This window comes from Amycolatopsis dongchuanensis (assembly GCF_039542405.1).
Lineage (GTDB): Bacteria > Actinomycetota > Actinomycetes > Mycobacteriales > Pseudonocardiaceae > Amycolatopsis_E > Amycolatopsis_E sacchari.
In genome coordinates this window covers 72,752-94,092 of the sequence record NZ_BAABIB010000088.1, presented here as the reverse complement: position 1 = coordinate 94,092, position 21,341 = coordinate 72,752, and the positions used below count along the sequence as shown (strand labels likewise).

Annotated in this window: 25 protein-coding genes; 10 read left to right on the top strand and 15 right to left on the bottom strand. The window is 72.5% G+C overall.

All coding sequences use genetic code 11. From position 1 onward, the window contains the following. Positions 1-70: 70 nt before the first annotated feature. The 3 genes from ABFX51_RS23600 to ABFX51_RS23590 are packed head-to-tail and all read right to left on the bottom strand — an operon-like array spanning position 71 to position 1,674. On the bottom strand, positions 71-385 hold the full coding sequence (locus tag ABFX51_RS23600) for a lycopene cyclase domain-containing protein (RefSeq protein ID WP_346054954.1): 315 nt from the start codon (positions 383-385) through the stop codon (positions 71-73). Continuing rightward, positions 382-699: a lycopene cyclase domain-containing protein gene (locus ABFX51_RS23595; protein WP_091503686.1), complete on the bottom strand. Its 318-nt coding sequence runs from the start codon at positions 697-699 to the stop codon at positions 382-384. The genes ABFX51_RS23600 and ABFX51_RS23595 overlap by 4 nt, the downstream gene beginning before the upstream one ends. An 18-nt stretch (positions 700-717) precedes the next feature. Beyond that, positions 718-1,674 (bottom strand): phytoene/squalene synthase family protein, encoded by a 957-nt coding sequence (locus ABFX51_RS23590; protein ID WP_346054953.1) that lies wholly within the window; start codon positions 1,672-1,674, stop codon positions 718-720. Between the two features lie 263 nt (positions 1,675-1,937). Between ABFX51_RS23590 and ABFX51_RS23585 the strand changes: the two genes are divergently transcribed. Then, positions 1,938-2,837 (top strand): hypothetical protein, encoded by a 900-nt coding sequence (locus tag ABFX51_RS23585; RefSeq protein ID WP_346054952.1) that lies wholly within the window; start codon positions 1,938-1,940, stop codon positions 2,835-2,837. 2 nt (positions 2,838-2,839) lie between these two features. Here the strand turns inward: ABFX51_RS23585 and ABFX51_RS23580 are convergent, their stop codons facing one another. Together ABFX51_RS23580 and ABFX51_RS23575 are read right to left on the bottom strand one after the other, a co-directional pair. Beyond that, positions 2,840-2,983 carry a hypothetical protein gene (locus ABFX51_RS23580; protein ID WP_346054951.1) on the bottom strand — a complete coding sequence of 48 codons (144 nt, stop codon included), beginning with the start codon at positions 2,981-2,983 and terminating at the stop codon, positions 2,840-2,842. A gap of 201 nt (positions 2,984-3,184) precedes the next feature. Continuing rightward, positions 3,185-3,544 (bottom strand): hypothetical protein, encoded by a 360-nt coding sequence (locus ABFX51_RS23575; RefSeq protein ID WP_346054950.1) that lies wholly within the window; start codon positions 3,542-3,544, stop codon positions 3,185-3,187. Positions 3,545-3,883: 339 nt separating this feature from the next. Here ABFX51_RS23575 and ABFX51_RS23570 point away from each other — a divergent pair, with 339 nt between their 5' ends. Both ABFX51_RS23570 and ABFX51_RS23565 read left to right on the top strand, forming a co-directional pair. Continuing rightward, positions 3,884-5,557, top strand: coding sequence for a PHP domain-containing protein (locus tag ABFX51_RS23570; protein ID WP_346054949.1), 1,674 nt, complete (start codon positions 3,884-3,886; stop codon positions 5,555-5,557). Continuing rightward, the gene (locus ABFX51_RS23565; protein ID WP_346054948.1) at positions 5,539-6,126 is read left to right on the top strand and encodes a hypothetical protein; all 588 of its coding nucleotides are present in this window, start codon (positions 5,539-5,541) and stop codon (positions 6,124-6,126) included. Before ABFX51_RS23570 ends, ABFX51_RS23565 begins: the two co-directional genes overlap by 19 nt. On the opposite strand, the gene ABFX51_RS23560 is transcribed toward ABFX51_RS23565, so the two are convergent. Continuing rightward, positions 6,117-6,749, bottom strand: a complete 633-nt coding sequence (locus ABFX51_RS23560; protein WP_091503695.1) for a TetR/AcrR family transcriptional regulator — start codon at positions 6,747-6,749, stop codon at positions 6,117-6,119. The genes ABFX51_RS23565 and ABFX51_RS23560 overlap by 10 nt on opposite strands. 127 nt (positions 6,750-6,876) lie before the next feature. Here ABFX51_RS23560 and ABFX51_RS23555 point away from each other — a divergent pair, with 127 nt between their 5' ends. The 3 genes from ABFX51_RS23555 to ABFX51_RS23545 are packed head-to-tail and all read left to right on the top strand — an operon-like array spanning position 6,877 to position 10,835. Further along, positions 6,877-8,358, top strand: a complete 1,482-nt coding sequence (locus ABFX51_RS23555; protein WP_346054947.1) for a flavin-containing monooxygenase — start codon at positions 6,877-6,879, stop codon at positions 8,356-8,358. Between the two features lie 12 nt (positions 8,359-8,370). After that, entirely contained in the window at positions 8,371-9,876 is a 1,506-nt protein-coding gene (locus ABFX51_RS23550) for a long-chain-fatty-acid--CoA ligase (protein WP_091503698.1), read from the top strand. Next, positions 9,873-10,835, top strand: coding sequence for a phosphotriesterase family protein (locus ABFX51_RS23545; RefSeq protein WP_091503701.1), 963 nt, complete (start codon positions 9,873-9,875; stop codon positions 10,833-10,835). Before ABFX51_RS23550 ends, ABFX51_RS23545 begins: the two co-directional genes overlap by 4 nt. A gap of 1 nt (position 10,836) precedes the next feature. Here the strand turns inward: ABFX51_RS23545 and ABFX51_RS23540 are convergent, their stop codons facing one another. Continuing rightward, positions 10,837-11,505 (bottom strand): esterase/lipase family protein, encoded by a 669-nt coding sequence (locus ABFX51_RS23540; RefSeq protein WP_346054946.1) that lies wholly within the window; start codon positions 11,503-11,505, stop codon positions 10,837-10,839. A gap of 241 nt (positions 11,506-11,746) precedes the next feature. Here ABFX51_RS23540 and ABFX51_RS23535 point away from each other — a divergent pair, with 241 nt between their 5' ends. Beyond that, on the top strand, positions 11,747-13,780 hold the full coding sequence (locus tag ABFX51_RS23535; protein WP_346054945.1) for an AMP-binding protein: 2,034 nt from the start codon (positions 11,747-11,749) through the stop codon (positions 13,778-13,780). On the opposite strand, the gene ABFX51_RS23530 is transcribed toward ABFX51_RS23535, so the two are convergent. The 6 genes from ABFX51_RS23530 to ABFX51_RS23505 all read right to left on the bottom strand — a co-directional run bounded on the left by ABFX51_RS23530 (position 13,777) and on the right by ABFX51_RS23505 (position 18,166). Continuing rightward, positions 13,777-14,781, bottom strand: a complete 1,005-nt coding sequence (locus ABFX51_RS23530) for an aldo/keto reductase (RefSeq protein WP_346054944.1) — start codon at positions 14,779-14,781, stop codon at positions 13,777-13,779. The two genes, ABFX51_RS23535 and ABFX51_RS23530, sit on opposite strands and share 4 nt — an antisense overlap. Before the next feature lie 95 nt (positions 14,782-14,876). Further along, positions 14,877-15,806 carry a non-homologous end-joining DNA ligase gene (gene ligD, locus ABFX51_RS23525; RefSeq protein WP_346054943.1) on the bottom strand — a complete coding sequence of 310 codons (930 nt, stop codon included), beginning with the start codon at positions 15,804-15,806 and terminating at the stop codon, positions 14,877-14,879. Between the two features lie 98 nt (positions 15,807-15,904). Then, positions 15,905-16,846, bottom strand: a complete 942-nt coding sequence (locus ABFX51_RS23520; protein ID WP_245782823.1) for a sigma-70 family RNA polymerase sigma factor — start codon at positions 16,844-16,846, stop codon at positions 15,905-15,907. A gap of 76 nt (positions 16,847-16,922) precedes the next feature. Further along, positions 16,923-17,510 carry a TetR/AcrR family transcriptional regulator gene (locus tag ABFX51_RS23515; RefSeq protein WP_346054942.1) on the bottom strand — a complete coding sequence of 196 codons (588 nt, stop codon included), beginning with the start codon at positions 17,508-17,510 and terminating at the stop codon, positions 16,923-16,925. Continuing rightward, complete coding sequence (locus ABFX51_RS23510; protein WP_346054941.1) at positions 17,507-17,986, bottom strand: GNAT family N-acetyltransferase; 480 nt, start codon at positions 17,984-17,986, stop codon at positions 17,507-17,509. Before ABFX51_RS23510 ends, ABFX51_RS23515 begins: the two co-directional genes overlap by 4 nt. Before the next feature lie 51 nt (positions 17,987-18,037). Then, a complete protein-coding gene (locus tag ABFX51_RS23505; RefSeq protein ID WP_346054940.1) occupies positions 18,038-18,166 on the bottom strand; it encodes a hypothetical protein in 129 nt (42 codons plus the stop codon). Positions 18,167-18,356: 190 nt separating this feature from the next. Between ABFX51_RS23505 and ABFX51_RS23500 the strand changes: the two genes are divergently transcribed. Continuing rightward, positions 18,357-18,743, top strand: coding sequence for an STAS domain-containing protein (locus tag ABFX51_RS23500; RefSeq protein ID WP_091503714.1), 387 nt, complete (start codon positions 18,357-18,359; stop codon positions 18,741-18,743). A 10-nt stretch (positions 18,744-18,753) separates the two neighbouring features. On the opposite strand, the gene ABFX51_RS23495 is transcribed toward ABFX51_RS23500, so the two are convergent. Continuing rightward, the gene (locus ABFX51_RS23495; protein ID WP_177228477.1) at positions 18,754-18,906 is read right to left on the bottom strand and encodes a hypothetical protein; all 153 of its coding nucleotides are present in this window, start codon (positions 18,904-18,906) and stop codon (positions 18,754-18,756) included. A 12-nt stretch (positions 18,907-18,918) separates the two neighbouring features. Beyond that, a complete protein-coding gene (locus ABFX51_RS23490; protein WP_091504290.1) occupies positions 18,919-19,101 on the bottom strand; it encodes a hypothetical protein in 183 nt (60 codons plus the stop codon). A gap of 59 nt (positions 19,102-19,160) precedes the next feature. On the opposite strand from ABFX51_RS23490, the gene dinB reads away from it, so the two are divergent. Both dinB and ABFX51_RS23480 read left to right on the top strand, forming a co-directional pair. Next, a complete protein-coding gene (dinB, locus tag ABFX51_RS23485; RefSeq protein ID WP_346054939.1) occupies positions 19,161-20,357 on the top strand; it encodes a DNA polymerase IV in 1,197 nt (398 codons plus the stop codon). Between the two features lie 68 nt (positions 20,358-20,425). Further along, the gene (locus ABFX51_RS23480) at positions 20,426-21,334 is read left to right on the top strand and encodes an SRPBCC family protein (RefSeq protein WP_346054938.1); all 909 of its coding nucleotides are present in this window, start codon (positions 20,426-20,428) and stop codon (positions 21,332-21,334) included. Positions 21,335-21,341 lie beyond the last annotated feature (7 nt).

Below are 21,341 nucleotides of genomic sequence, written 5' to 3'. Positions count from 1 at the left end.
GACGCGGCAAGCCGCGGCAGTGCTATGACGTCGGCGAGCATGGTGCCGATGATTCGCTCGCAAGCTTCGCTCATGCCGCCTCTTCCTTCTTCTTCGCGCGCAGCCAGCACAGCAGGGTCAGGGTGACGAGGCTGAAGCCGAACAGGTAGTCCTCGACCGGGATGTCGAACGGGAAGCGCAACCCCGTCATCTCGTCGGGGTTGTAGCCTACGATCGGATCCGGCAGGCGCGTGAGCCAGCCGTCGACCGGCACCTGGAACGCCACGACGATCACCATCGAGATCCAGTAACCGGGCCGCCGGAACAACCCCGTGCGCAGCCACAGCAGCTCGGCCGCCACGACCGCGGGCACGGACAGCACCGCGGGCAGCGTGTAGCCCATCATGCGCGGATCCTGGCGAGCATCCGCTCCACGGTCTCGAACGTCAGCAGCCCGCACAGCGGGATCACGACGAAGAACAGGGCCTCCTCCAGCGGGACGCCGAACGGCAGCGTGATCCCCACCAGGAAGCGCGGGTCGTAGTGCCACACCTCACCGGCGATCGCCAGCACGTCCCACACCAGGAACACCGCGGCGGCGGGCAGGACCGCCTTCGCCAGCCGCGCCGGGCGGCGGTACACCCGCGACCCCGTCAGTTCCAGCGGCAACGTCACCAGCAGGCACGCGGCCAGCACCAGCAGGTACTGCAGGTGGTCCATCCTCCCGCCCTTCCCGTCTCATCCAGCGGCACCAGGACTGCCCGCGGCCACCCCGGCGGAAACGCGCGCCCACAGCGCCCGCGTCGCGGCGCTGCCCGCCAGCGCGAGCCGCGCCGGGTTGCCGACCGTCGCCCTGGCCCGGAACACGTTGTGGTCCCCGGCCTCGATGCGGTCGAGGATGCGAGCGTAAAGCGTGTACGCGGTGGCCACACACGGTCGCGACACGGGGTCGAGCAGCGCGATGCCCGGCTCGGCACGGCGGTACACCGCACGCGTGAACGCGATCTGGTCGGCCAGCGCGCGGCGCACCCGCGGGTCGAGCCGCCCGGTGCGGCGGCACCAGAACAGCAGCTCGCGGTCCACGCCGTAGGCGGCGAGTTCGTCGGCGGGCAGGTACACGCGGCCCCGGTCGAGGTCCTCGGCCACGTCACGCAGGAAGTTGGTCAGCTGGAACGCTTCGCCGAGGGCCGCGGCGTGCGGGGCGGCCTCGGCGGGGTCGCAGACGGTGCCGAGCACCGGCAGCAGCTGCAGGCCGATCACCTCGGCCGAGCCGTGCACGTAACGGCGCAGCCCGGCGCGGTCGGGGTAGCCGGTGACGGTGAGGTCCATCCGCATCGACGCCAGGAACGCCCAGTACAGCTCCTCGTCGATGCCGAACCGCCTCGTGGTGTCGACGACGGCGGCGAGCACGGGATGCGTGGAACGGCCGGTGCGCAGGCCCTCGGCCAGCTCGTCCCGCACCCGGTCGAGCCGGGCGGCGACGTCGGCGCCCGGCTCGGGGTTGTCGACGATGTCGTCGGCGTGGCGGGCGAACCCGTAGAGGGCGTGGATCGCGGGACGTTGCCGGGGGTGCAGCAGGCGGGTGGCCAGGAAGTAGGTGCGCCCGTGCCGCGCGTTGAGCGCACGGCACCGGGTGTACGCGTCGTGCAGCCGCGGATCGGTGATCCGTGCCGCCGCGAACTCTCGCCGGGTCAAGTGCCGCTCCAGGATCTCGAGGTGTGTCCGGTGGTGCCCGGGGTACCCCGGGTTCGCACGAAGTGACGCACAACCGTTGCAACCATAGCGAGGGAGCCGGTCATGAGCAGCGCGCCGCCGATCCGTCCGGACCGTCCACGGGCGAGCGCCGCGACCGGGCGCGCCCCCCTCGTGCGGGGGGCCAGAACTTTTCCCGGGCAATATTGCACTCTATATTGCCGGGCAGGAGCCGCCGCAGCACCGAGCACGGGAAGGCGGATCGGATGACCGACGAGGACGCGGCCGTCGCAGTCGAGGTGGCGCGGACCGCGGACCTGTGCGCGCTCGCCGCCGGCGCGGACGAGCCCGGGCAGCTGGCGGAGTTGCTCCAGACCACACCGCATCCCGAGGAACTGGTCGCGATGTGGGCGCGGCTGCTGGTCACGCTGGTCCCCGAGGACCGGACGGCCGAGCTGGTCGACCAGCTGTGGCGCGAGGACGACAGCGAGTGGCTCATCGCGGTCGAGCACTTCCTGGACTACGCGCACCGGCGGCAGCCGGGCACGCTCGCCAGGTTCACCGCCGAGGTCACGGCGTGGCCCGCGGCGAGCCAGGCGGCGTTCGCCGGGCTGGTCCTCGCCGCCATCGCGGACGCGCTACCCGAGGGCATGGTGCCCTCGCACTACCTCGTCGCCCGCGGGCTGGTCGTCGAGGCGGCCGCCTCGGTCGGCGCTCCCGAGCTGGCCGACGCGCTGGCCGGGCTCGTCGCGCTCGGCTGGCGCGAACCGGGCGCGCTGCCCGCCGCGCGGCTGGCGTACGACCTGGCGCGGCACGTCGAGCAGGAGCTGCCGGGTCTCCTCCCGCGCAGGCAGGCGGTCGCGGCGCTCGCGCTGGTCGTCGGCGGGTTCCGGGAGCCGGGCGAGCCGGTGGTGGTGCGCCTGCACGACGGTTCCGGCGTGGTGACCGACGCGGACGAGCCGCTGGGGATCGTGGACCAGTCGCGGCGCGCGACGGTGGTCGCGGCCCGCGTGGTGCGGCACGCCGGGAGAGGTGAGATGCGGCGGCTGGAGGCGGAGCTGACCGCACACGCCCCCGCCCCGCACGACCTGCTGCCGGTGCTGCTGGCACTGGCGCTGGCCGCGGCGGCGTACGTCCGAGAGGACGTGCGCGTCGGCCGCCCCTGACCTCAGCCGACGAGCAGGCCGCGTTCCCGCACGAGGTCCCACGTGTGCACGGGCAGATCCGTCACGGTGAACACGTCCTCGACGCTGAGGAACCGGCCGCCCAGCCCGTCCCTGCCGTCGACGACGGCGCGTGCCTGCTCGGGCAATACCGCTAAGTTTAGGCGAGTTTCCGCAGCTCAGAGGCGTTTGGAGGCGTCGCCCACAGAGCGGTCACACCCCGACAGAACAGTTGCCTCGATTGAAGATTCCCCTCAACCGCAACGGCGACTGTCTCAAGTGGAGAACCGCCTAACCGGCGGGAACGACTGAACAGAGCCTCCGATAACGCCCTGACCAGGTAAAACGTACTAACTTAGCGGTATTGCCTGCTCGGGGGTGAGCTCGCAGATCCGAGCGAGCACCTCGGCGGGCGCGGAGTTGAGGTCGACCAGGCCGCCGTCGTCGTAGCCGCGCTCCAGGTCCGGCCGCCCGATCCCCAGCTCCTTCGCGAGCAGGGGATCGCGGGCGGCGAGGTCCCGCGCCTGCTGCCGCCGCGCGCGGGCGGCGAGCACTCGCGCTACCGCGGGATCCTCGGCGGGCGGCGGGGTCGTGGCGGTCCGGACCTGCTCGTTCCGCAGCCGCACCTGCCGCACCGAGGCCGTCGCCGTCGCCGCGATCGTCACGATGGTGCCGACGGTTTGCGCGGCGGAGGAGCTGGTGTTCAGCAAGGCGAGGTCGGCCGCCGCGAGCGCCCCCGTAGACCAGCGCCTCGAGGTAGACCCGGCGGCGGTGCAGCCGTCCCGCGGCGTGCAGGAACGGCACCCACGCGAACAGGCCCACGGTCACGATGGTCAACGGCAGGTACCACCAGCCCGTCAAGCGGACCAGGCGCGGACTGGTCATCGTGCTCCCCTCTCGCGCGGAAATCGCATCCCCGCCCGCCCGCGTTACGGGCCTGAGCCCGCTCGACGCTCACATGGTCACATGGCTACCCCGACATGTCCCGGCCCCCCGGCGCACCACCGCCGTTCACGTGGGGTTCGCCCTCGGGGGCGACGCTTCCGGGCGTGACCCACGACCACTCCCATCCCCACCACCACCATCACCACGCGGACGACGAGCTGACCCCGGCCGCCGACGTGTCGATCCCCGACGAGGAGCTGAGCCCGGCCGAGCGGTCCCGGCGCTCGGTGTTCCGCCGCGCCGGGCTGCTCGGCGCGGGACTGGCCGCGGGCAGCGTGCTGACCGCCGGCACCGCGGCCGCCACGGGCAACCGCGTCCCGCGTGGCGGCTACCTGTGGCTGGCCGGCGACCACCACATCCACACGCAGTACAGCTCCGACGCCAAGTACCGCGTGCTCGACCAGGTGCGGCACGCCAGCGCGCACGGGCTCGGCTGGATGGTGATCACCGACCACGGCAGCCAGCAGCACGCGAAGATCGGCGTGGAAAAGGTCAACCCGGACATCGTCGCCGCACGGCAGCGGACGCCGGACACGCTGGTGCTCCAGGGGCTGGAGTGGAACATCCCCTCCGCCGAGCACGGCACCGTCTTCGTGCACCCCGGCCGCAACGAGGTGGCGCTGCTCAAGGAGTTCGAGAACTCCTACGACGGTTCCGTGAAGGGCGCCTCCGGCAGCAGCCCCGCCAACGAGGCGCTGGCGATCGCGGGCGTCAACTTCCTCGCCGACGCCGTGCGCCGCCGCCGGATCCAGGACGCCCTGTTCCTGGCGAACCACCCGGCGCGCAAGGGCATCGACTCGCCGCACGAGATCCGCGGCTGGCGCGACGCGGCGCCGAACATCGCCGTGGGCATGGAAGGCGCGCCCGGTCACCAGGCCGCCGGCCTGCCCGCGCCCCACGGCCCGGGTGGCGCCCGCGGCATCTACGACAACAGCCCCGGCGCGGACTCGTTCCCCGGCTACCCGCTGGAGAGCTACCGCACGTGGGGCGGGTTCGACTGGATGACCGCGACCGTCGGCGGGCTGTGGGACAGCCTGCTCGCCGAGGGCAAGCCCTGGTGGATCACGGCGAACTCCGACTCCCACAACGTCTACGCCGACAACTCGGTGCGCGGCCCCGGCACGAACTTCGACGCCAACGGCTACCACAACGACCCCGTCTACGGCGGGGACCTCAACCTCGGCGACACCGACTTCTGGCCCGGCTACTACAGCCGCACCCACGTCGGCGCCACGGACTTCTCCTACGCGGCGGTGATGGACGGCATCCGCGCCGGGCGCGTGTGGGTGGACCACGGCGGCCTGCTCAGCGGCCTCGACGTCCAGCTGCGTGCCCGCGACGGCTGGAACTCCGTGCCGCTGGGCGGGATGCTGCACGTGCGCCGCGGCACCGCGGTGGACCTCGTGATCACGATCGACCTGGCGAACGGGCCGAACTGGGCGCAGTTCGTGCCGGTGCTGGCGCGGCTCGACGTGATCCAGGGCGCCGTCAAGGGTCCCGTCGCCGACCGCGACACGTTCGTCGCGCCGGACACCCGCGTCGTGAAGTCGTTCGAGGTGGGCAAGGGGACCGGGCAGGTGCGCTTCACCTACTCGCTCGGCAAGGTCTCCGCGCCGCTGTACGTGCGGTTGCGCGGGACGGACGGCAAGCGGTCCGCGGTCGGGTTGCGCGGTGCCGCGGTGGACCCGGCAGGCCCGGCGATGGACACGCCCGGCAACGCCGACCCGTGGCAGGACCTGTGGTTCTACACCAACCCGATGTGGGTCCTGCCCTCGTGACCTGCTTCGGCATCGACACCGGCACCCGCACGCTCCGGGAGGCGGACCACCTCGCCCACGAGGTGGCCGCACGGCTGCGCCTCCCGGAGCGGGCGGTGGTCTGCACGCACCTGATCCGCTCCGGCGAGCCGCACGTCGCGGTGTCGCTGGCCGTGCCGCCGGGCTTCGGCGGGTTGTGGAACGAGCTGACGCGGTACGCCGAGCACGGGACGGCCGGAGTCGCGGGCGGCACCGGCCGGTCCGGCCGCCCCGAACTGGCGGAGGCGGCGGCCGCGGCCGCGTGCGAGCACGAAGCGGGGAGCGGCGGCCGGGCGGTGGTGTTCTCCGGATCCGCGCTGCTGACCGGGACGCTACCGGTTTCGGACGTGCTCACGCGGACGGCGATCACGCGGGTGGTCAGCATCGGCGGCCCCGTGCCCGGCGACGACGACCTCCTCGACACGAGGGACCACGTCCGTCCCGAGTGGAGGGACGGCGAGCTGGTGCTGGCGGTGACGTCGATCCACAGTGGACGGTTCGCGCCGTTCGAGGTGCCCAACCCGACGCCCTGCTGCGCCGATCACGCGTAGATCGCGCGGAGCCACACTTCCAGCAGCACGTCCACGACGCCGGTCTCCGCGACCGTGGGTTCCTCCGCGGCGAAGGTCGCGTGCAGCACGCGCTCGTTCATCAGGTTCAGCACGGTCGCGAGGTCACGGGCGGAGCGGCCCGGGGGAGCGGCGCCGCGCTCGCGCTCGGTCTCGATCGCCGCCGCGGTGCTCTCGACCCACCGGTCCATCACCTTCGACCAGAGCTCCCGCACCTCCGGCAGCGTCGCCCTCGCTTCGCCGACCGCGAGCGCGACCGCCCGGTGTGCCCGGAACGTCTCGTAGAAGGCGTTGATGCAGCCGCGCCAGCGCTGCGCCGTGTCGTCGGCGGGCTGCGCCAGCACCCGCTGCGACGCCTCGTCCGCCTCCTCGACGACCCGGTCCAGCAGCGCGAGCAGCACCGCCTCCTTGCCGCGGAAGTAGAAGTAGAACGTGGGGCGGGAGATGCCGGCGCCCCGCGCCAGGTCGTCGATCGAGATGTCGCGCAGCGGGCGTTCCGCCAGGAGACGCTCCGCCGTCGCCAGGATCGCCAGCTCACGGTCGTCACCGCTCGGTCGCGCGCCCCGGCGCCCCCGGCTCGTCCGGTTCCCCTCCTCGCTGGACATGCGGTCACTCTAGCGCGGCTGAGCTGGCTCGACAGTGTGTCGACTGATTCGACGCCCTGTTGACTGCCTGATCTACCGTCGGTAGGTTCCCGATCAGGCCGCAGGAGTCCTGACGAGGGGAAGTCGCATGGCAGCCGAGCACTTCGACGTCGTGATCGTGGGCGCCGGGCTCTCCGGGGTGGGCGCCGCCTGCCACCTCCTGCGGGAGGCGCCTGGCAGGACGTTCACGATCCTCGAAGCACGGGATGCCATGGGCGGCACGTGGGACCTGTTCCGCTACCCCGGCATCCGGTCCGACTCGGACATGTTCACCCTGGGCTACGAGTTCCGCCCCTGGCCCGAGGCGAAGGCGATCGCCGACGGCCCCGCCATCCGCGACTACATCCGCGACACCGCCCGCGAGTACGGCGTCGACCGGCGGATCCGCTTCTCCCACAAGGTCGTGCGTGCCGAGTGGTCGAGTGCGGACGCGCGCTGGACGGTCGAGGCCCGGCGCTCCGACACCGGCGAGACGGTCGAGTTCACCTGCGGCTTCCTGTTCACCAACTCCGGCTACTACGACTACGACGAGGGCTACACCCCGGAATTCCCCGGTGTCGAGGACTTCCGCGGCACCGTCGTGCACCCCCAGCACTGGCCCGAGGACCTCGACTACGACGGCAAACGGGTCGTCGTGATCGGCAGCGGGGCCACGGCCGTGACGCTCGTGCCCGCGATGGCCGAGCGCGCCGGGCACGTGACGATGCTGCAGCGCTCGCCGAGCTACGTGCTGGCTCTGCCGGGCACCGACCGGCTCGCGGACCGGCTGCGCCGCGTCCTGCCGGCGCGGGTCGCCAACCCGGTGATCCGCTGGCAGCACGTGCTGGGCGCCGCCCTGTTGTTCCGGTTGTCGCGCAGCCGCCCCGAGCTGGTGAAGCGCTTCCTGCGCAAGGCGGTGCAGCGGCAGCTGCCGCCCGGCTACGACGTCGACACGCACTTCAAGCCGTCCTACGACCCGTGGGACCAGCGGCTGTGCATCGTGCCGGACGGCGACCTGTTCCGCGCGGTGCGGCACGGCCGCGCGTCGGTGGTGACCGCGCGCATCGACCGGTTCACCGAGCACGGGATCCGCCTGGAGTCGGGTGAGGAGCTGGCCGCGGACCTCGTCGTCACCGCGACCGGGCTGAACCTGCTGCCCGCGGGCGGCATCGCGCTGACGGTCGACGGCACCCCGGTGGACCTCGCGAAAACGGTGTCGTACAAGGGCATGATGCTCTCCGGCGTGCCGAACTTCGCGATGACGGTCGGCTACACCAACGCGTCGTGGACGCTCAAGGCCGATCTCGTCGCGCGCTACGTGTGCCGCCTGCTCAAGCACATGGATGAACACGGCTTCGCCCGCTGCACCCCGAAACCGCCGCCCGGGCCGCTGCCGGAGGTGCCGTTCATCGACCTCAAGTCCGGTTACGTGCTGCGCAGCCTCGGCAAGCTCCCCAAGCAGGGCGAGTCGGCGCCGTGGCGGCTGTACCAGAACTACCCGCGGGACGTCCTGCTGCTGCGCTGGGGCCCGCTGGAGGACGAGGGCGTCGAGTTCGCCCCCGCCACGTCGAGGAGCACCGCGACGGTCTGAGAGAGGAACACCATGAGCTTCACGCTGGCAACGATGCTGCGGGAGTCGAGACTGGCGGCGCCGGACAAGGTGCTGTGCCACTTCGGCGACACGTCGTTCACCTACGCGCAGGTGGACGAGGTGTCGGGCCGGGTGGCGGCGAGCCTGCTCGCGCTGGGGCTGCGGCGCGGGGACAAGGTCGCGGTGCACCTGCCGAACCTGCCCCAGTTCCTGTTCACCTACTTCGGCATCCTCAAGGCCGGGCTGGTCATGGTGCCGCTCAACCCGTTGCTGCGGGCCGCCGAGATCACCTACCACCTGTCCGATTCGGACTCCCGGCTGCTGATCACGTTCGAGTCCTTCGCGCCGGAGGCCGCCAAGGCGGCGTCCGAAGTGGACGTTCCGCTCTACGTCGTCACCACGCCCGGCAACGCGCAGCCCGCGGGCACGCACCACTTCGACGAGCTGTACTCCAGCGCGGACACCGGCGACCTCGTGCCCACCAACGCCGACGACACGGCGGTGCTGCTCTACACGAGCGGCACCACCGGGCGGCCGAAGGGCGCCGAGCTGACGCACTTCCAGCTGTACATGAACTGCACGGTCAGCGGTGAGCTGTTCGGCTTCCGCGACGACGACATCGGTGTCGCCGTGCTGCCGCTGTTCCACGTGTTCGGGCTGTCCAGCGTGCTCAACGTCGCCGTCCGCTACGCGGGGACCGTCGTGCTGGTGCCCCGGTTCGACGCCGGCGCCGTGCTCGACGCGATCGAACGGCACCGCTGCACCGTGTTCTCCGGCGTGCCGACGATGTACCACGCCCTCGCCCACGCCGACCTCGGCGGACGCGACCTGTCGTCGCTGCGGGTGGGTTCGTCCGGGGGCGCGGCGATCCCCGGCGAGACGATCCGCGCGTTCGAGGAGAAGTTCCCCGGCGTCGTGATCCTGGAGGGCTACGGGCTGTCGGAGACGGCGAGCACCGCGACCTTCAACCGCAGCGCCGAGGAACGCAAGGTGCTCTCGATCGGCAAGCCGATCTGGGGCGTGGAGGTCCGCGTCGTCGACGAGTTCGACCGGCCACTGCCGCCCGGCCCCGACCACGTCGGGGAGATCGTCATCCGCGGGCACAACCTGATGAAGGGCTACTACAAGCGGCCCGAAGCGACCGAGGAGGCGTTCCGGGGCGGCTGGTTCCACACGGGCGACCTCGCCTACGCCGACGAGGACGGCTACTTCTTCATCGTCGACCGCAAGAAGGACCTGATCATCCGCGGCGGCTACAACGTGTACCCGCGGGAGATCGAGGAGGTGCTGTACGAGCACCCGGCCGTGGGCGAGGCGGCGGTGATCGGGCGGCCCGACGAGAAGCTGGGGGAGGAGGTGGTGGCCGTCGTGAGCACGACGGGTGAGGTGACGCCGGAGGAGATCGTGGCGTACTGCCGCGAACGGCTCGCCGCCTACAAGTACCCCCGCGAGGTGCGCATCGTCGGCGAGCTGCCGAAGGGCCCCACCGGCAAGATCCTGAAGAAGGAGCTGCGGTGACGGCGGTGCCCACGGCCGGCGGCGTGGTCGACAGCGCCGACCTCGGCCGCACCTACATGCACGAGCACATCTTCACGCTCACCGCCGACGTGCAGCAGAACTTCCCCGAGGAGTGGGGGGACGAGGAGACGCGGGTCGCCGACGCCGCGGACAAGCTGAAAGCGCTTGCCGCGCAGGGGGTCCGCACGATCGTCGACCCGACCGTGATCGGGCTGGGCCGGTACATCCCGCGCATCCAGCGGGTCGCGGAGCGGGTGCCGGAGCTGAACATCGTCGTCGCGACCGGGATCTACACCTACGAGAGCGTGCCGCACTTCTTCACCCACCGCGGCCCGGCGGTGGGGCGGCCCGAGCCGATGGTGGAAATGTTCGTCCGCGACATCACCGAGGGCATCTCCGGCACCGGCGTGCGGGCCGGGATGCTCAAGTGCGCGATCGACGCGCAGGGCATGACCGCCGGCGTGGAGCGCGTGATGCGGGCCGTCGCGCAGGCGCACCACCGCACCGGGACGCCGATCACCGTGCACACGCACCCGTCGTCGCGGACGGGGCTGGAGGTCAAACGCGTGCTGTGCGACGAGGAGGGCGTCGACCCGGGGCGGGTCGTGCTCGGGCACAGCGGCGACACCACCGACTGCGACCACCTGGCCGAACTGGCCGACGCGGGGTTCGTGCTGGGGATGGATCGGTTCGGCATCAACCTGGAGACCACGTTCGAGGCCCGCGCCGACACCCTCGTCGAGATGTGCCGCCGCGGGTACGCGGGCAGCATGGTGCTGTCGCAGGACGCCTCGTGCTACATCGACTGGATCGAGCCGGAGCTCATGGCGCTGCTGCCGCAGTGGCATTACCTGCACATCGCCGACGAGGTGCTGCCGTACGTGCGCGAGCGCGGCGTCACCGAGGAGCAGATCGAGACGATGCTCGTCGGCACGCCGCGCCGCGTCTTCGAGGGCTGACTCAGGTGGCGAGGAAGGCTCGCACCTGGGACAGGACGGCCGCGTCGGTGAGGTACCCGAGGTGGGTCTGGCAGGCCACGTAGTTGTTGGCCGCCCCGCTCAGCGCGGTGCTGGTGTAGGGGATGATGATGCCGTCACACGGCGAGTACCAGGTGGCGAACCGCGTCGGCCCCGGGGTTTCGTCGCCCGAGGTGACGGTGGCGATGAACGACGAGCCCGGGTACATCTCCTGGCAGGAAGGGTAGATCAGGCACGCCCCGGCGTAGGTGGTGCCGTGGTTCGCCCCGGCGAGCGAGGCGACGTGGGCCACGGACGCGGTGCCCCCGAGCTGCTTGACGTACCAGTCCGTGACGAGCCCGCCCATCGAGTGGTTCACGATGTCCACTTTGGACGCGCCGGTCCGCTGGCGCACCTGGTTCACGTACGCGGCCAGGCCCGCGGCGCTCGTGCGGTTGGACTGCGCCCAGTTGTAGTCGTAGGCGTACAGCTCGTCACCGCTGTACCCGGCCGCGGCGAACAAGGCCTCCGCGGTCACCCAGTTCGACGCGTTTCCGGTGTAGCCGTGGACGAAGATGACGGGGGTGTGGGTGGCGGCCCGCGCGGTACCGGCACCGGCGAACGTCAGCGCGGCCGTGCACACCGCGAGCAGAACGCCCAGAACGCGACGCATGGAACCTCCTCGTCGAGGGAACAGGGGGTCTCCGAGTGTCCTGCGCCCGGCGCGGCGGGGGCATCGGTGAAACAGCCGGTCCCCGCGAGGAACGATCGGGCAGTGCGTCCGCGTGTGCGGGGCAAACGCGCGCTCCGCCACTCACCGGCAGCACGAAAAACCGTGGTGGGGTCGTGCCGGGGACCCGAAAAACGGGCGTTCGCGTTGACCTGGGACCATCCGCACCCCTAGCTTCGGGCGAATGCCGGATTGCGTCAGCATCGACGGCCACGTCGACTCCCCGCGTCGTGACGTGTGGCGGGTGCTCAGCTCACCCGACCTGTACCCGCGGTACTTCCGCGGGGTGGGCTCCTGCGAGCGGTCGGGCCCGCTGGCGGGGCGTGGCGCCCGCTACCGGATCCGCCTGAACCTGTGTGGCGCGCCCGTCGAGCACGAGCTGCGGGTGCTGGTCAGCCGCAAGGAGGAGCAGCTCGTGCTGGACAGCGAGGGCGGCACCGCGGGCTCGGTGTCGCTGCAGCTGTCCGACGAGGGTTCCGGGACCCGGGTGAAGTGCCTGTTCTTCCGCCCGCCGGGCGGCGGCCGGACCAGCGCAGGCAGCCTGAAGGAGTGGGTGCTCGACGGCCTGGCGCGCATCGGCAGGCACCTGGCCGACGTGCCCGAGAAGGTGCCGCCCCCGCGGCCGCCGACGGCGCTGCAGATCGCGAACACCCTGGTCGCGGCGGGCATCCTGAGCCCGGCGCGGCCCGACCGCGTGCTGCGCCAGCTGCGGGCGGCGAGCCGGTGGGGTGCGACGCTCGCGGGAGGCTACACCGCCGCCGCGCGCACGGCCCCCAAGGAGGTCGCGATCGTCGACGACCACGGCCAGCGGTGGACCTTCGCCGAGCTGTCGCAGTTCGCCGACCGCTTCGCCGGGGTGCTGCGGCGGATGGGCGCCGGCCCGGAGGGCAAGGTCGCGCTGATGGCGCGCAACTCCGGTGAGCTGGTGCTGACCCTGCTGGCCTGCGCGAAGCTCGGCGCGGACGCGGTGCTGCTGAACACCGGCCTCGCCGCGCAGCAGGTGCTGGAGGGCGTCGAACGGCACGGCGCGGTGATCGTCGTCGCCGACCCGGAGTTCACGCCGCTGCTGGCCGGGCTGCCCGCGTCGACGGCCTGGATCGGCACGGACACCATCGCCGCGCTCGTCGAGCGGGCGCCCGACGTGGAAATCGACCCGCCCGAGCAGCCGGGCCGCCTCGTCGTGCTCACGTCGGGCACGACCGGCGCGCCGAAGGGCGCCAGACGCCCGACACCGAAAGGCCTGTCGGCCGTGGTGGCGTTGCTGTCGCGGATCCCGTTGCGGACCAGCGACCGGATCCTCATCGCCGCACCGCTGTTCCGCACGTGGGGATTGTCGGCGCTGCAGGTCGGGATGCCGCTGCGGGCGACCGTCGTGCTGCAGCGGCGGTTCGACGCGGAGGAATGCCTGCGGGCGGTTTCCCGGCACCGCTGCACGGCGATGTTCGTCGTGCCCGTGATGCTGCAGCGGATCCTCGCGCTGCCGCCCGAGGTGCGGGAGCGCTACGACACGAGCAGCCTGCGGGTGGTCGTGAGCAGCGGTTCCGCGCTGCCCGCCGCGCTCGTCACGAGCTTCCTGGAGGAGTTCGGCGACGTCCTCTACAACTTCTACGGCTCCACCGAGGTGTCGGCGGCGGCCATCGCGACGCCCGAGGACCTGCGGTGCTCGCCGGCGACGGCCGGGTACCCGCCGCTCGGCTCGCGCGTGGCGGTGCTCGGCCCGTCCGGCGAACCACTGCCGCCGGGGGAGGTCGGCTGGATCCACGTGGGCAACGACCTGCTGTTCGACGGCTACACCGACGGCAGCGGACGGCCGGTGCGCCACGGGCTGATGGACACCGGCGACCGCGGCTACCTCGACGCCGACGGCAGGCTCTTCGTGTCCGGCCGCGCCGACGACATGATCATCTCCGGTGGGGAGAACGTGTTCCCGCGCCCGGTGGAGGAGGCGCTCGCCAGGCTGCCGGGGGTCGTCGACGCCGCCGTCGTGGGGGTGCCGGACCCCGAGTACGGGCAGCGCCTGGTGGCGTACGTGGTGAGCGATCCACGCGCCGGGCTGACCGAGGACGGCGTGCGCGAGTACCTCAAGCACCGCGTGGCGCGGTTCGCGCAGCCGCGTGAGGTGTTCTTCGCCGCGGACCTGCCGCGCACGCAGACGGGCAAGGTGCTGAAGCGCTTCCTCGCCGACGACGGCTGGCTCGCGGGGCAGGGGATCCGCTAAGGCGTGTCCTGGCTCCGGGCGACCTCGGCGGTGTGCGCGGGGAGGTAGCGCTCGCCCATCACCTGGTCGCTCAGCGGGTCCAGTGCGGCCAGCGCCTCGGCGTCCAGGGTGAGCTCCAGCGCGGCCGCGTTCTGCTCCAGCCGGGCCGGGCTGCGAGTGCCCGGAATGGGCGCCAGCGCGACCCCGAGCCGCTCGGCTTGCGCGTACACCCAGGCCAGCGCCACCTGCGCCGGGGTCGCCCCCAGCCGGGTAGCCACCTCGCGCACGGTCTGCGCGATCTTCTCGTTGGCCGCGCCCGCCTCGCCGGCGAAGCGGGGGTTGGTGCGCCGGAAGTCCTTCTCGCCCAGCGTGGCGCGGTCCAGGGTGCCGGTCAGGAACCCCCGCCCCAGCGGCGAGTACGGCACCAGCCCGACCCCCAGCTCGGCCATCACCGGGACGACCGCCTCGACGTCGCGGGTCCACAGCGAGTACTCGCTCTGCACCGCGGTGATCGGGTGCACCGCGTGCGCGCGGCGCAGCAGGTCGCCGTCGACCTCGGACAGGCCCAGATGGCGGACCTTGCCCGCCTCGACCAGCTCGGCCATCGCCCCGACGGTTTCCTCGATCTCCACGTCCTGGGGCGGGCGGTGGGCGTAGTACAGGTCGATCACCTCGACGCCCAGCCGCAGCAGCGAGGCGTCGCAGGAGCGCAGCACGAAGTCCCGGGAACCGCGGATGCGGCGTGCCCGGTCACCGGCGCTGCGGTCGATGCCGAACTTCGTGGCCAGCTGCACCTGGTTCCGGCGGCCGTGGATGGCCCGGCCCACCAGCACCTCGTTGTGCCCGCTGCCGTAGGCGTCGGCGGTGTCCAGGAACGTGATGCCCAGCTCCAGGGCCCGGTCGATGGTGGCGAGGCCGCCCTCCCAGTCGGCGGCGCCGTAGCTCTCGCTCATCCCCATGCAGCCCAGGCCCATCGCGCTGACGGTGAGGCCGGGTGAGCCGAGCGTGGTTCGGGTGATCATGCGCGGACGCTCCTTCATCCCGGCGGACCGGGGACTTGGCGGACGCCGCCGACCCTAGGAGCTGGTGCGCGCTCCAGGTCAACCTGGGAAAGCGCTTACTCCAGCCCGTCCCGGTCCGCCCAGTCCAGCAGGGTTTCCAGCGAGTACACGGCCTCGTCGATGCCCTCGTGCAGGTCGCCGAGCTTCGCGAACCGGGCGGGGACCGTGGCGATGGTGCATTCGCGGGGTTCGACGTCGTCGATCTCGTCCCACGTGATCGGTGTCGACACCGTCGCCTCCGGCACGCCGCGCACCGAGTACGCGGAGGCGATGGTGTGGTCGCGCGTGTTCTGGTTGTAGTCCACGAACACCAGCGCCGGGTCGCGGTCCTTGCGCCACCACGTGGTCGTCACGTCGTCGGGGGCGCGCCGCTCGACCTCGCGCGCGAACGCGAGCGCCGCGCGCCGGACCTCCTGGAACCCCCAGCGCGGCTCGATGCGGACGTAGACGTGCAGCCCGTCCCCACCCGAGGTCTTGGGCCAGCCGACCGCGCCGAGTTCGGCCAGCACCTCCTCCACGACGTGCGCCACGCGCCGCACGCGGGCGAAGTCGGCCTCCGGCCCGGGGTCCAGGTCGATCCGCCACTCGTCCGGCCGTTCGGTGTCGGCCCGGCGCGAGTTCCACGGGTGGAACTCCACAGTGGACATCTGCACGGCCCAGAGCACGCTCGCCAGCTCGGTGACGCACAGCTCGTCGGCGTACCGGTCGTAGCGGGGGAAGTGCACGCGCACGGTCTCCAGCCACGGCGGCGCGCCGTGCGGGATCCGCTTCTGGTGCACCTTGTCGCCGCTGACGCCCGACGGGAACCGGTGCAGCATGCACGGCCGCTCCCGCAGCGCGCGGACGATGCCGTCGCCCACCGCGAGGTAGTACCGCGCGAGGTCCAGCTTCGTCTCCCCGCGCGCCGGGAAGTACACGCGGTCCGGGTGCGACAGGCGCACGGTCCGGTCCCCGACCTCGAGCTCCACCGCGTCGTCCTTGGCCATACCGGGAATCTAGCCGGAAAAGGCGGCGGTGGCCGGACGAAAAAACGCCCGCGACCCCCGGGTTCCCGGGGATCGCGGGCGTGCTCGCTCCGCAGGGGTCAGCCGGCCACCGGCATCAGCGCCTCACGCCGCTGCGGGTCACGCAGCTCCGTCAGCGCCTCCTGCTCCAGGCGCCGGGCCTGCGCCCGGGTCACCCCGACCTGCTCGGCCGCCTGCTGCAGCGTGCGCTGCCTGCCGTCGGCCAGCCCGTACCGCAGCGAAATGACCTTCTTCGCCAGCGGGGGCAGGGACTCCAGCGCCTCGTCGAGCAGCACGGTGGTCGCCTCGCGGGCGATCGCGTCGCCCACTGGGTCGTCCTCGGTGCTGCCGATCAGGTCGCCCAGCTCGACCTCGCCGTCGCCGATCGGCACGTCGAGGCTCGTGGTCACCCTCGCCACCGACTTCAGCTCGACCACCCTGGCCTCTGGCAGCGACGCGGCCGCCGCCAGCTCCTCCACCGTGGGGTCGTGGTCCAGGTCCCGCCGCAGCGCCGCCTCCGCCCGCTCGAGCTTCGCGAGCTGGTCGCTGGCGTGCTCGGGCACGCGGATCGCGCGGCTGCCGAAGGCGATCCCGCGCTGCATCGCCTGCCGGATCCACCACATCGCGTACGTGGAGAACTTGTAGCCCTTGGCGTAGTCGAACTTCTCCACCGCGCGGATCAGCCCGAGGTTGCCCTCCTGCACGAGGTCCAGCAGCGGCATCGAGCGCTCACGCCGCTTGCGCGCGGCGGCCACCACGAGCCGCAGGTTGGCCGTGATCATGTGGTCCTTGGCCCGCGCGCCGTCGCGGACGACCCGCTCGAGGTCGCGCCGGTCGAAGGTCAGCTCCTGCTCACCGGCGTCGGCCCGCCGGAGCAGCTCCTCCGCGTACACCCCCGCCTCGATCCGCTTGGCGAGCTCGACCTCCTCGGTCGCCGTCAGCAGCGGCACCGACCCGATCGCGTCCAGGTAGACGCGCACACTGTCGGGTTCCTCGGTCCGCCGTTCGGTGCGTCTCGCCATGATCATCACCCCCTTCCGGAACGTCCGCCTTGTTCAACGAACGAACCGTCTGCCGAATTCCATTCGGCCCGGGGTGTCAGGCGTGTTCGACGGCACCGTCCAGCAGGGGGCCCAGCTCCTTCACGACGGTGTCGAGGGGGGCGACGTCCTGGTGCGCCCGCGCCAGCACGATCGCGCCCTCCAGTGCGCTGATCATGACCAGCGCCAGCGAGGCGGCGCGCCCGGCGGGTACCCCCATCGCCGTCAGCTCCTCGGCGAGCGGGCCGTGCCAGTTCCGGAAGGCCTTGCTGACCGCCGCGCGGAGCCGCTCGCTGGCGGCGACGGTGTCGGCCGTGGCGGCGACGAGCGGGCAGCCGGTGGCGAATCCCGCCGAGGTGAACTCGTCGCGCCACTGCGCGACCAACGCCTCGTACAACCGGGCAGGGGTCTTTTCCACCAGCCGGTCGGCGTACTGGCGGACCTTCTTCGCCACGTACGTGCCCGTCCACGCGATGGCCTCGTCGACGAGCTGCTCCTTGCCGCCGGGGAAGTAGTGCTGCAGCGAGCCGCGGGGCGCCTCCGCGCGGGCGACGACCTCGCGCATGCCGGTGCCGCTCACGCCCTGGGTCCGGATCAGCTGCGCGGCGCTGAACACCATGCGCTCACGCGGCGAGTACGTCTTCATGCCACCACCTCCATGACGTCTGTCATGGTACCCGGGGCGAGGCGGCTGTACTCCTGTTCGGACTGCTCGAAGGAGGCGACCGCGGTGAAGCCCTGCTTGTGCAGCAACGCCCGCGCGGCGGCGTTGTCCGGCTGCACCGTCGCGTGCACCGTGCGGCCCGCCCAGCACCGGGACCGCCACAGCCAGTGCGCCAGCTCGCTGCCGACGCCCTGCCGTTGCCACGGATCGGCGACGAGCAGGCCCAGCTCGGCGACGGCCGGTTCCGTCGGCACGAGGTTGAGCAGCCCAGCGGGCGCGCCGTCCACCCACGCGAGGGCGCGGTGACCGGCCAGCAGGTACCGGCGGTACCGCCGCCAGACGTCACGCGGGTCGGGGCGTCCGGGCAGGAAGAACCGGCGGCCCAGGCTCGTGGGCGAGCACGCGAGGAGGAGCCGCTCCACGGCGGGGGCGGTCGGCTCGGTTATGACAGCCGTCATGGAACCCAGTAGAGCACGGAAGTGCCGCGAGCGCCATGACGGCTGTCATAGTCACTCGCGGCCGCGCACGATCGTGGGCTCGAACTCCGCGTCGTCGTAGACCGGTTCCGCGGGGGCGGGCACCGGCAGCGGGCTGTCGTCCTCGAAGGGGCTCTGCGGCCGTGGGATCGCGATGTCCATGATCACTCCATACCCGGCGATGGCGACCTCGGACAGGGGTTGCCTTCCGGTACCGGGAAAAACCGCCGGATCGGGGGGCGGCCGGACTCCGGTGAGTGGTGCGTGCGGCGGGTGTGTCGATAGGCTTTCCGTGTGCGGTTGAGCCCCCAGCCGTCCGCGGGTGTGGTGCTTGCGAGGAGGACCAACTGCCATGATCCAGCCAGCGGAGAACCGCGTGCCCCGGCCCCGCCGGACACCGGACGCGCTCGAGTTCGTCATCCGGTCCCCGGGCCCGGGCCAGGTCGTGCTGGAGGTGGCGGGTGAGGTGGACATGACCACCGCCCCGCAGCTGGCCGACGCGCTCGCCGTGCAGCTCGCCCGCGACGTGCGCGTGGTGGTCGTCGAACTGGCGCGGGTGAGTTTCCTGGGCTCGTCGGGGCTCGCCGTCCTCGTGAACGCCTACCGCTCGCTGGCGGACGGCAAGGCGCTGCGCATCGTCGCCCCCACGCGCGCGGCGTACCGGGCCTTCGCCCTCACCGGCCTTGCCGAACAGCTCCCGGTCCACCGCTCCTTCGACGACGCGCTCGCCTCGCTGTAGGCGGTTTAGCTCACCCCTGCTGGGGGTCGAAGTCGTCGTGGGGATCGCCGGTGGAGGTGCCCTGCTCGCCGCGGCGGACCTCGCGTTCCTCCTGTGAGCCGGTGTCGTCCGGGCGCCGCGTCTGCCGGCCGGTCTGCTGGTCGTCCTCGGTCTTCTTGTCCATGCCGGTGCCTCCTCAGGCGGTTTCCTCGGGATGACGGCGCTCGACGGGCTCGGGCGCCTCGGTGCGCCGGTCGGAGTCGCGCAGGATCTCCCTCGCCTGGTCCTCGGGAGCGCTGCTGCCGACCCGGTCCTCCTCGGGCAGGAGGTGGGCCCTGGTCTCCGCGCGCTCGTCGAGGTCGTCGCGTTGCTCGTCCATGTCCACAGCTGTTACCCGCGGCCGGAGACCCCGAAACTGTCGGACCCCCGTGCGAACATGTGTTCGTGTCAGAAGAGGGCCCGATCCTCCACGCCGACCTCGATGCGTTCTACGCCTCGGTCGAGCAGCGGGACGACCCCGCGCTGCGGGGCCGTCCGGTGATCGTCGGCGGCGGGGTCGTGCTCGCGGCGAGCTACGAGGCCAAGGCGTGCGGGGTGCGCACGGCGATGCCCGGCGGCCTCGCCCGTTCGCTGTGCCCGCAGGCCGTCGTGGTGCCGCCGCGGATGTCGGCGTACACCGAGGCCAGCCGCGCGGTGTTCCGGGTCTTCGAGCACACCACACCGCTCGTCGAGGGCCTGTCGATCGACGAGGCGTTCCTCGACGTGGGCGGCCTCGCGCGCATCGCGGGCAGCCCGAGCCGGATCGCGGCGCGGCTGCGGCAGGACGTCGCCGAGCAGGTCGGGCTGCCGATCACCGTGGGCGTCGCGCGCACGAAGTTCCTCGCCAAGGTCGCCAGCGGAGTCGCCAAACCGGACGGCCTGCTCGTGGTGCCCGTCGACGGCGAGCTGGCGTTCCTCCACCCGCTGCCCGTCGAACGGCTGTGGGGCGTCGGCCCCGTCACCGCGGGCAAGCTGCGCCGCCGTGGCATCACCACGGTCGGGCAGGTGGCGCGGCTCGGCGAGGCGACGCTGGTGTCCATGCTCGGCCGCGGCACCGGGCGCCACCTGCACGCGCTGGCCTGCAACCGCGACCCGCGCCCGGTGCGGACGGGGCAGCGGCGCCACTCGATGGGGGCGCAGCGCGCGCTCGGGCGGCGGCGTCGCTCGCCGGAGGAGCTCGACGCCGTGCTGGCCGCGCTCGCCGAACGCCTCGCGCGGCGCCTGCGCGCCGCCGGCCGGGTGTGCCGCACGGTCACCCTGCGCCTGCGTTTCGCGGACTTCGGCCGCGCCACCCGCTCGCACACGCTCCGCGACCCGACCACCCACACCGCCGTCATCCTCGCCACCGCGCGCGAACTGCTGGCCGCCTCGCGGTCGACGGTCGAGGACCGCGGGCTCACCCTGCTCGGCCTCACGCTGTCCAATTTGGACGATCACGGCGCCGTGCAGCTCGAACTCCCCTTCGGCGGCAGCGATCCCGGCGCGCTCGACGCCACCGTCGACAGCATCCGCGGCCGCTTCGGCGCGGTCGCGATCACCCGCGCCACCTTGCTGGGCCAGGACGAGGGCCCCTCGGTGCCCCTGCTGCCGGACTGAGCGTTTCTCCCGCCGCCGCACCGGGTACCAGGTCGGCTCGCGAAACACCGACAGCGAGGTGCGACGAAATGAACAAACGACTTCCCCGGAGGCTGGTGGACGGGCTCGGGGTGTTCAGCCTCGGGCTCGGTGCCGCGCAGCTGACGGCGCCGGGCGCGGTCAACCGGCTCATCGGCGCCGAGGACAACCCGGCGAACCGCGCGCTGCAGCGCTGGGCGGGCGGCGCCCGCGAGTTCGCCGCGGGCGTGGGCCTGGAGTCCCGGCGGATGACCGCGCTGTGGTTGTGGGCCAGGGTCGCCGGGGACGCGTTCGACCTGACCGTGCTGAGCCGCCTGCTCGGCAGCGCCCGCGACGGTGACGCCCGCCGCCGTGCCGCGATCGCCACCGCGGCCGTCGCGGGCGTGACGCTGGCCGACCTTGCCGCCGCCACCACCGTCGGCCGCCGCGGCGGCCGCACCCCGGTCCACGCCGCGGCCCGGATCACCGTCAACCGGCCGGTGAGCGAGGTGTACGCCGCCTGGCGGAAGCTCGAGAACCTGCCCCGCTTCATGACGCACCTGGCCGAGGTGCGGCAGCTGGGCGACGGCCGCAGCCACTGGCGCGCGTCGGGCCCGGCCGGGCTGGACGTCGAGTGGGACGCCGAGATCACGAGGGAGCGCGCGGACGAGCACCTGGCGTGGGAGTCGGTCGGCAAGGCCACGGTGCGCAACTCCGGGCGCGTCGACTTCCGGCAGGCGCCGGGCGGCCGCGGCACCGAGATCCGCGTGCACCTGGACTACGACCCGCCGGGCGGCGCGGTCGGCGCCGCCGTGGCGAAGCTGTTCGGCGAGGAGCCCGACCAGCAGGTCCGCGACGACCTCCGCCGCTTCAAGCAGCTGCTGGAGGTCGGCGAGGTGGTCCGCTCGGAGGGCAGCCCCGACGGGCCCGACGTGCGGGGCCTCGCCACACAGCACCCCGCACAGCCGCTGCCGGTCTGACGAGAGG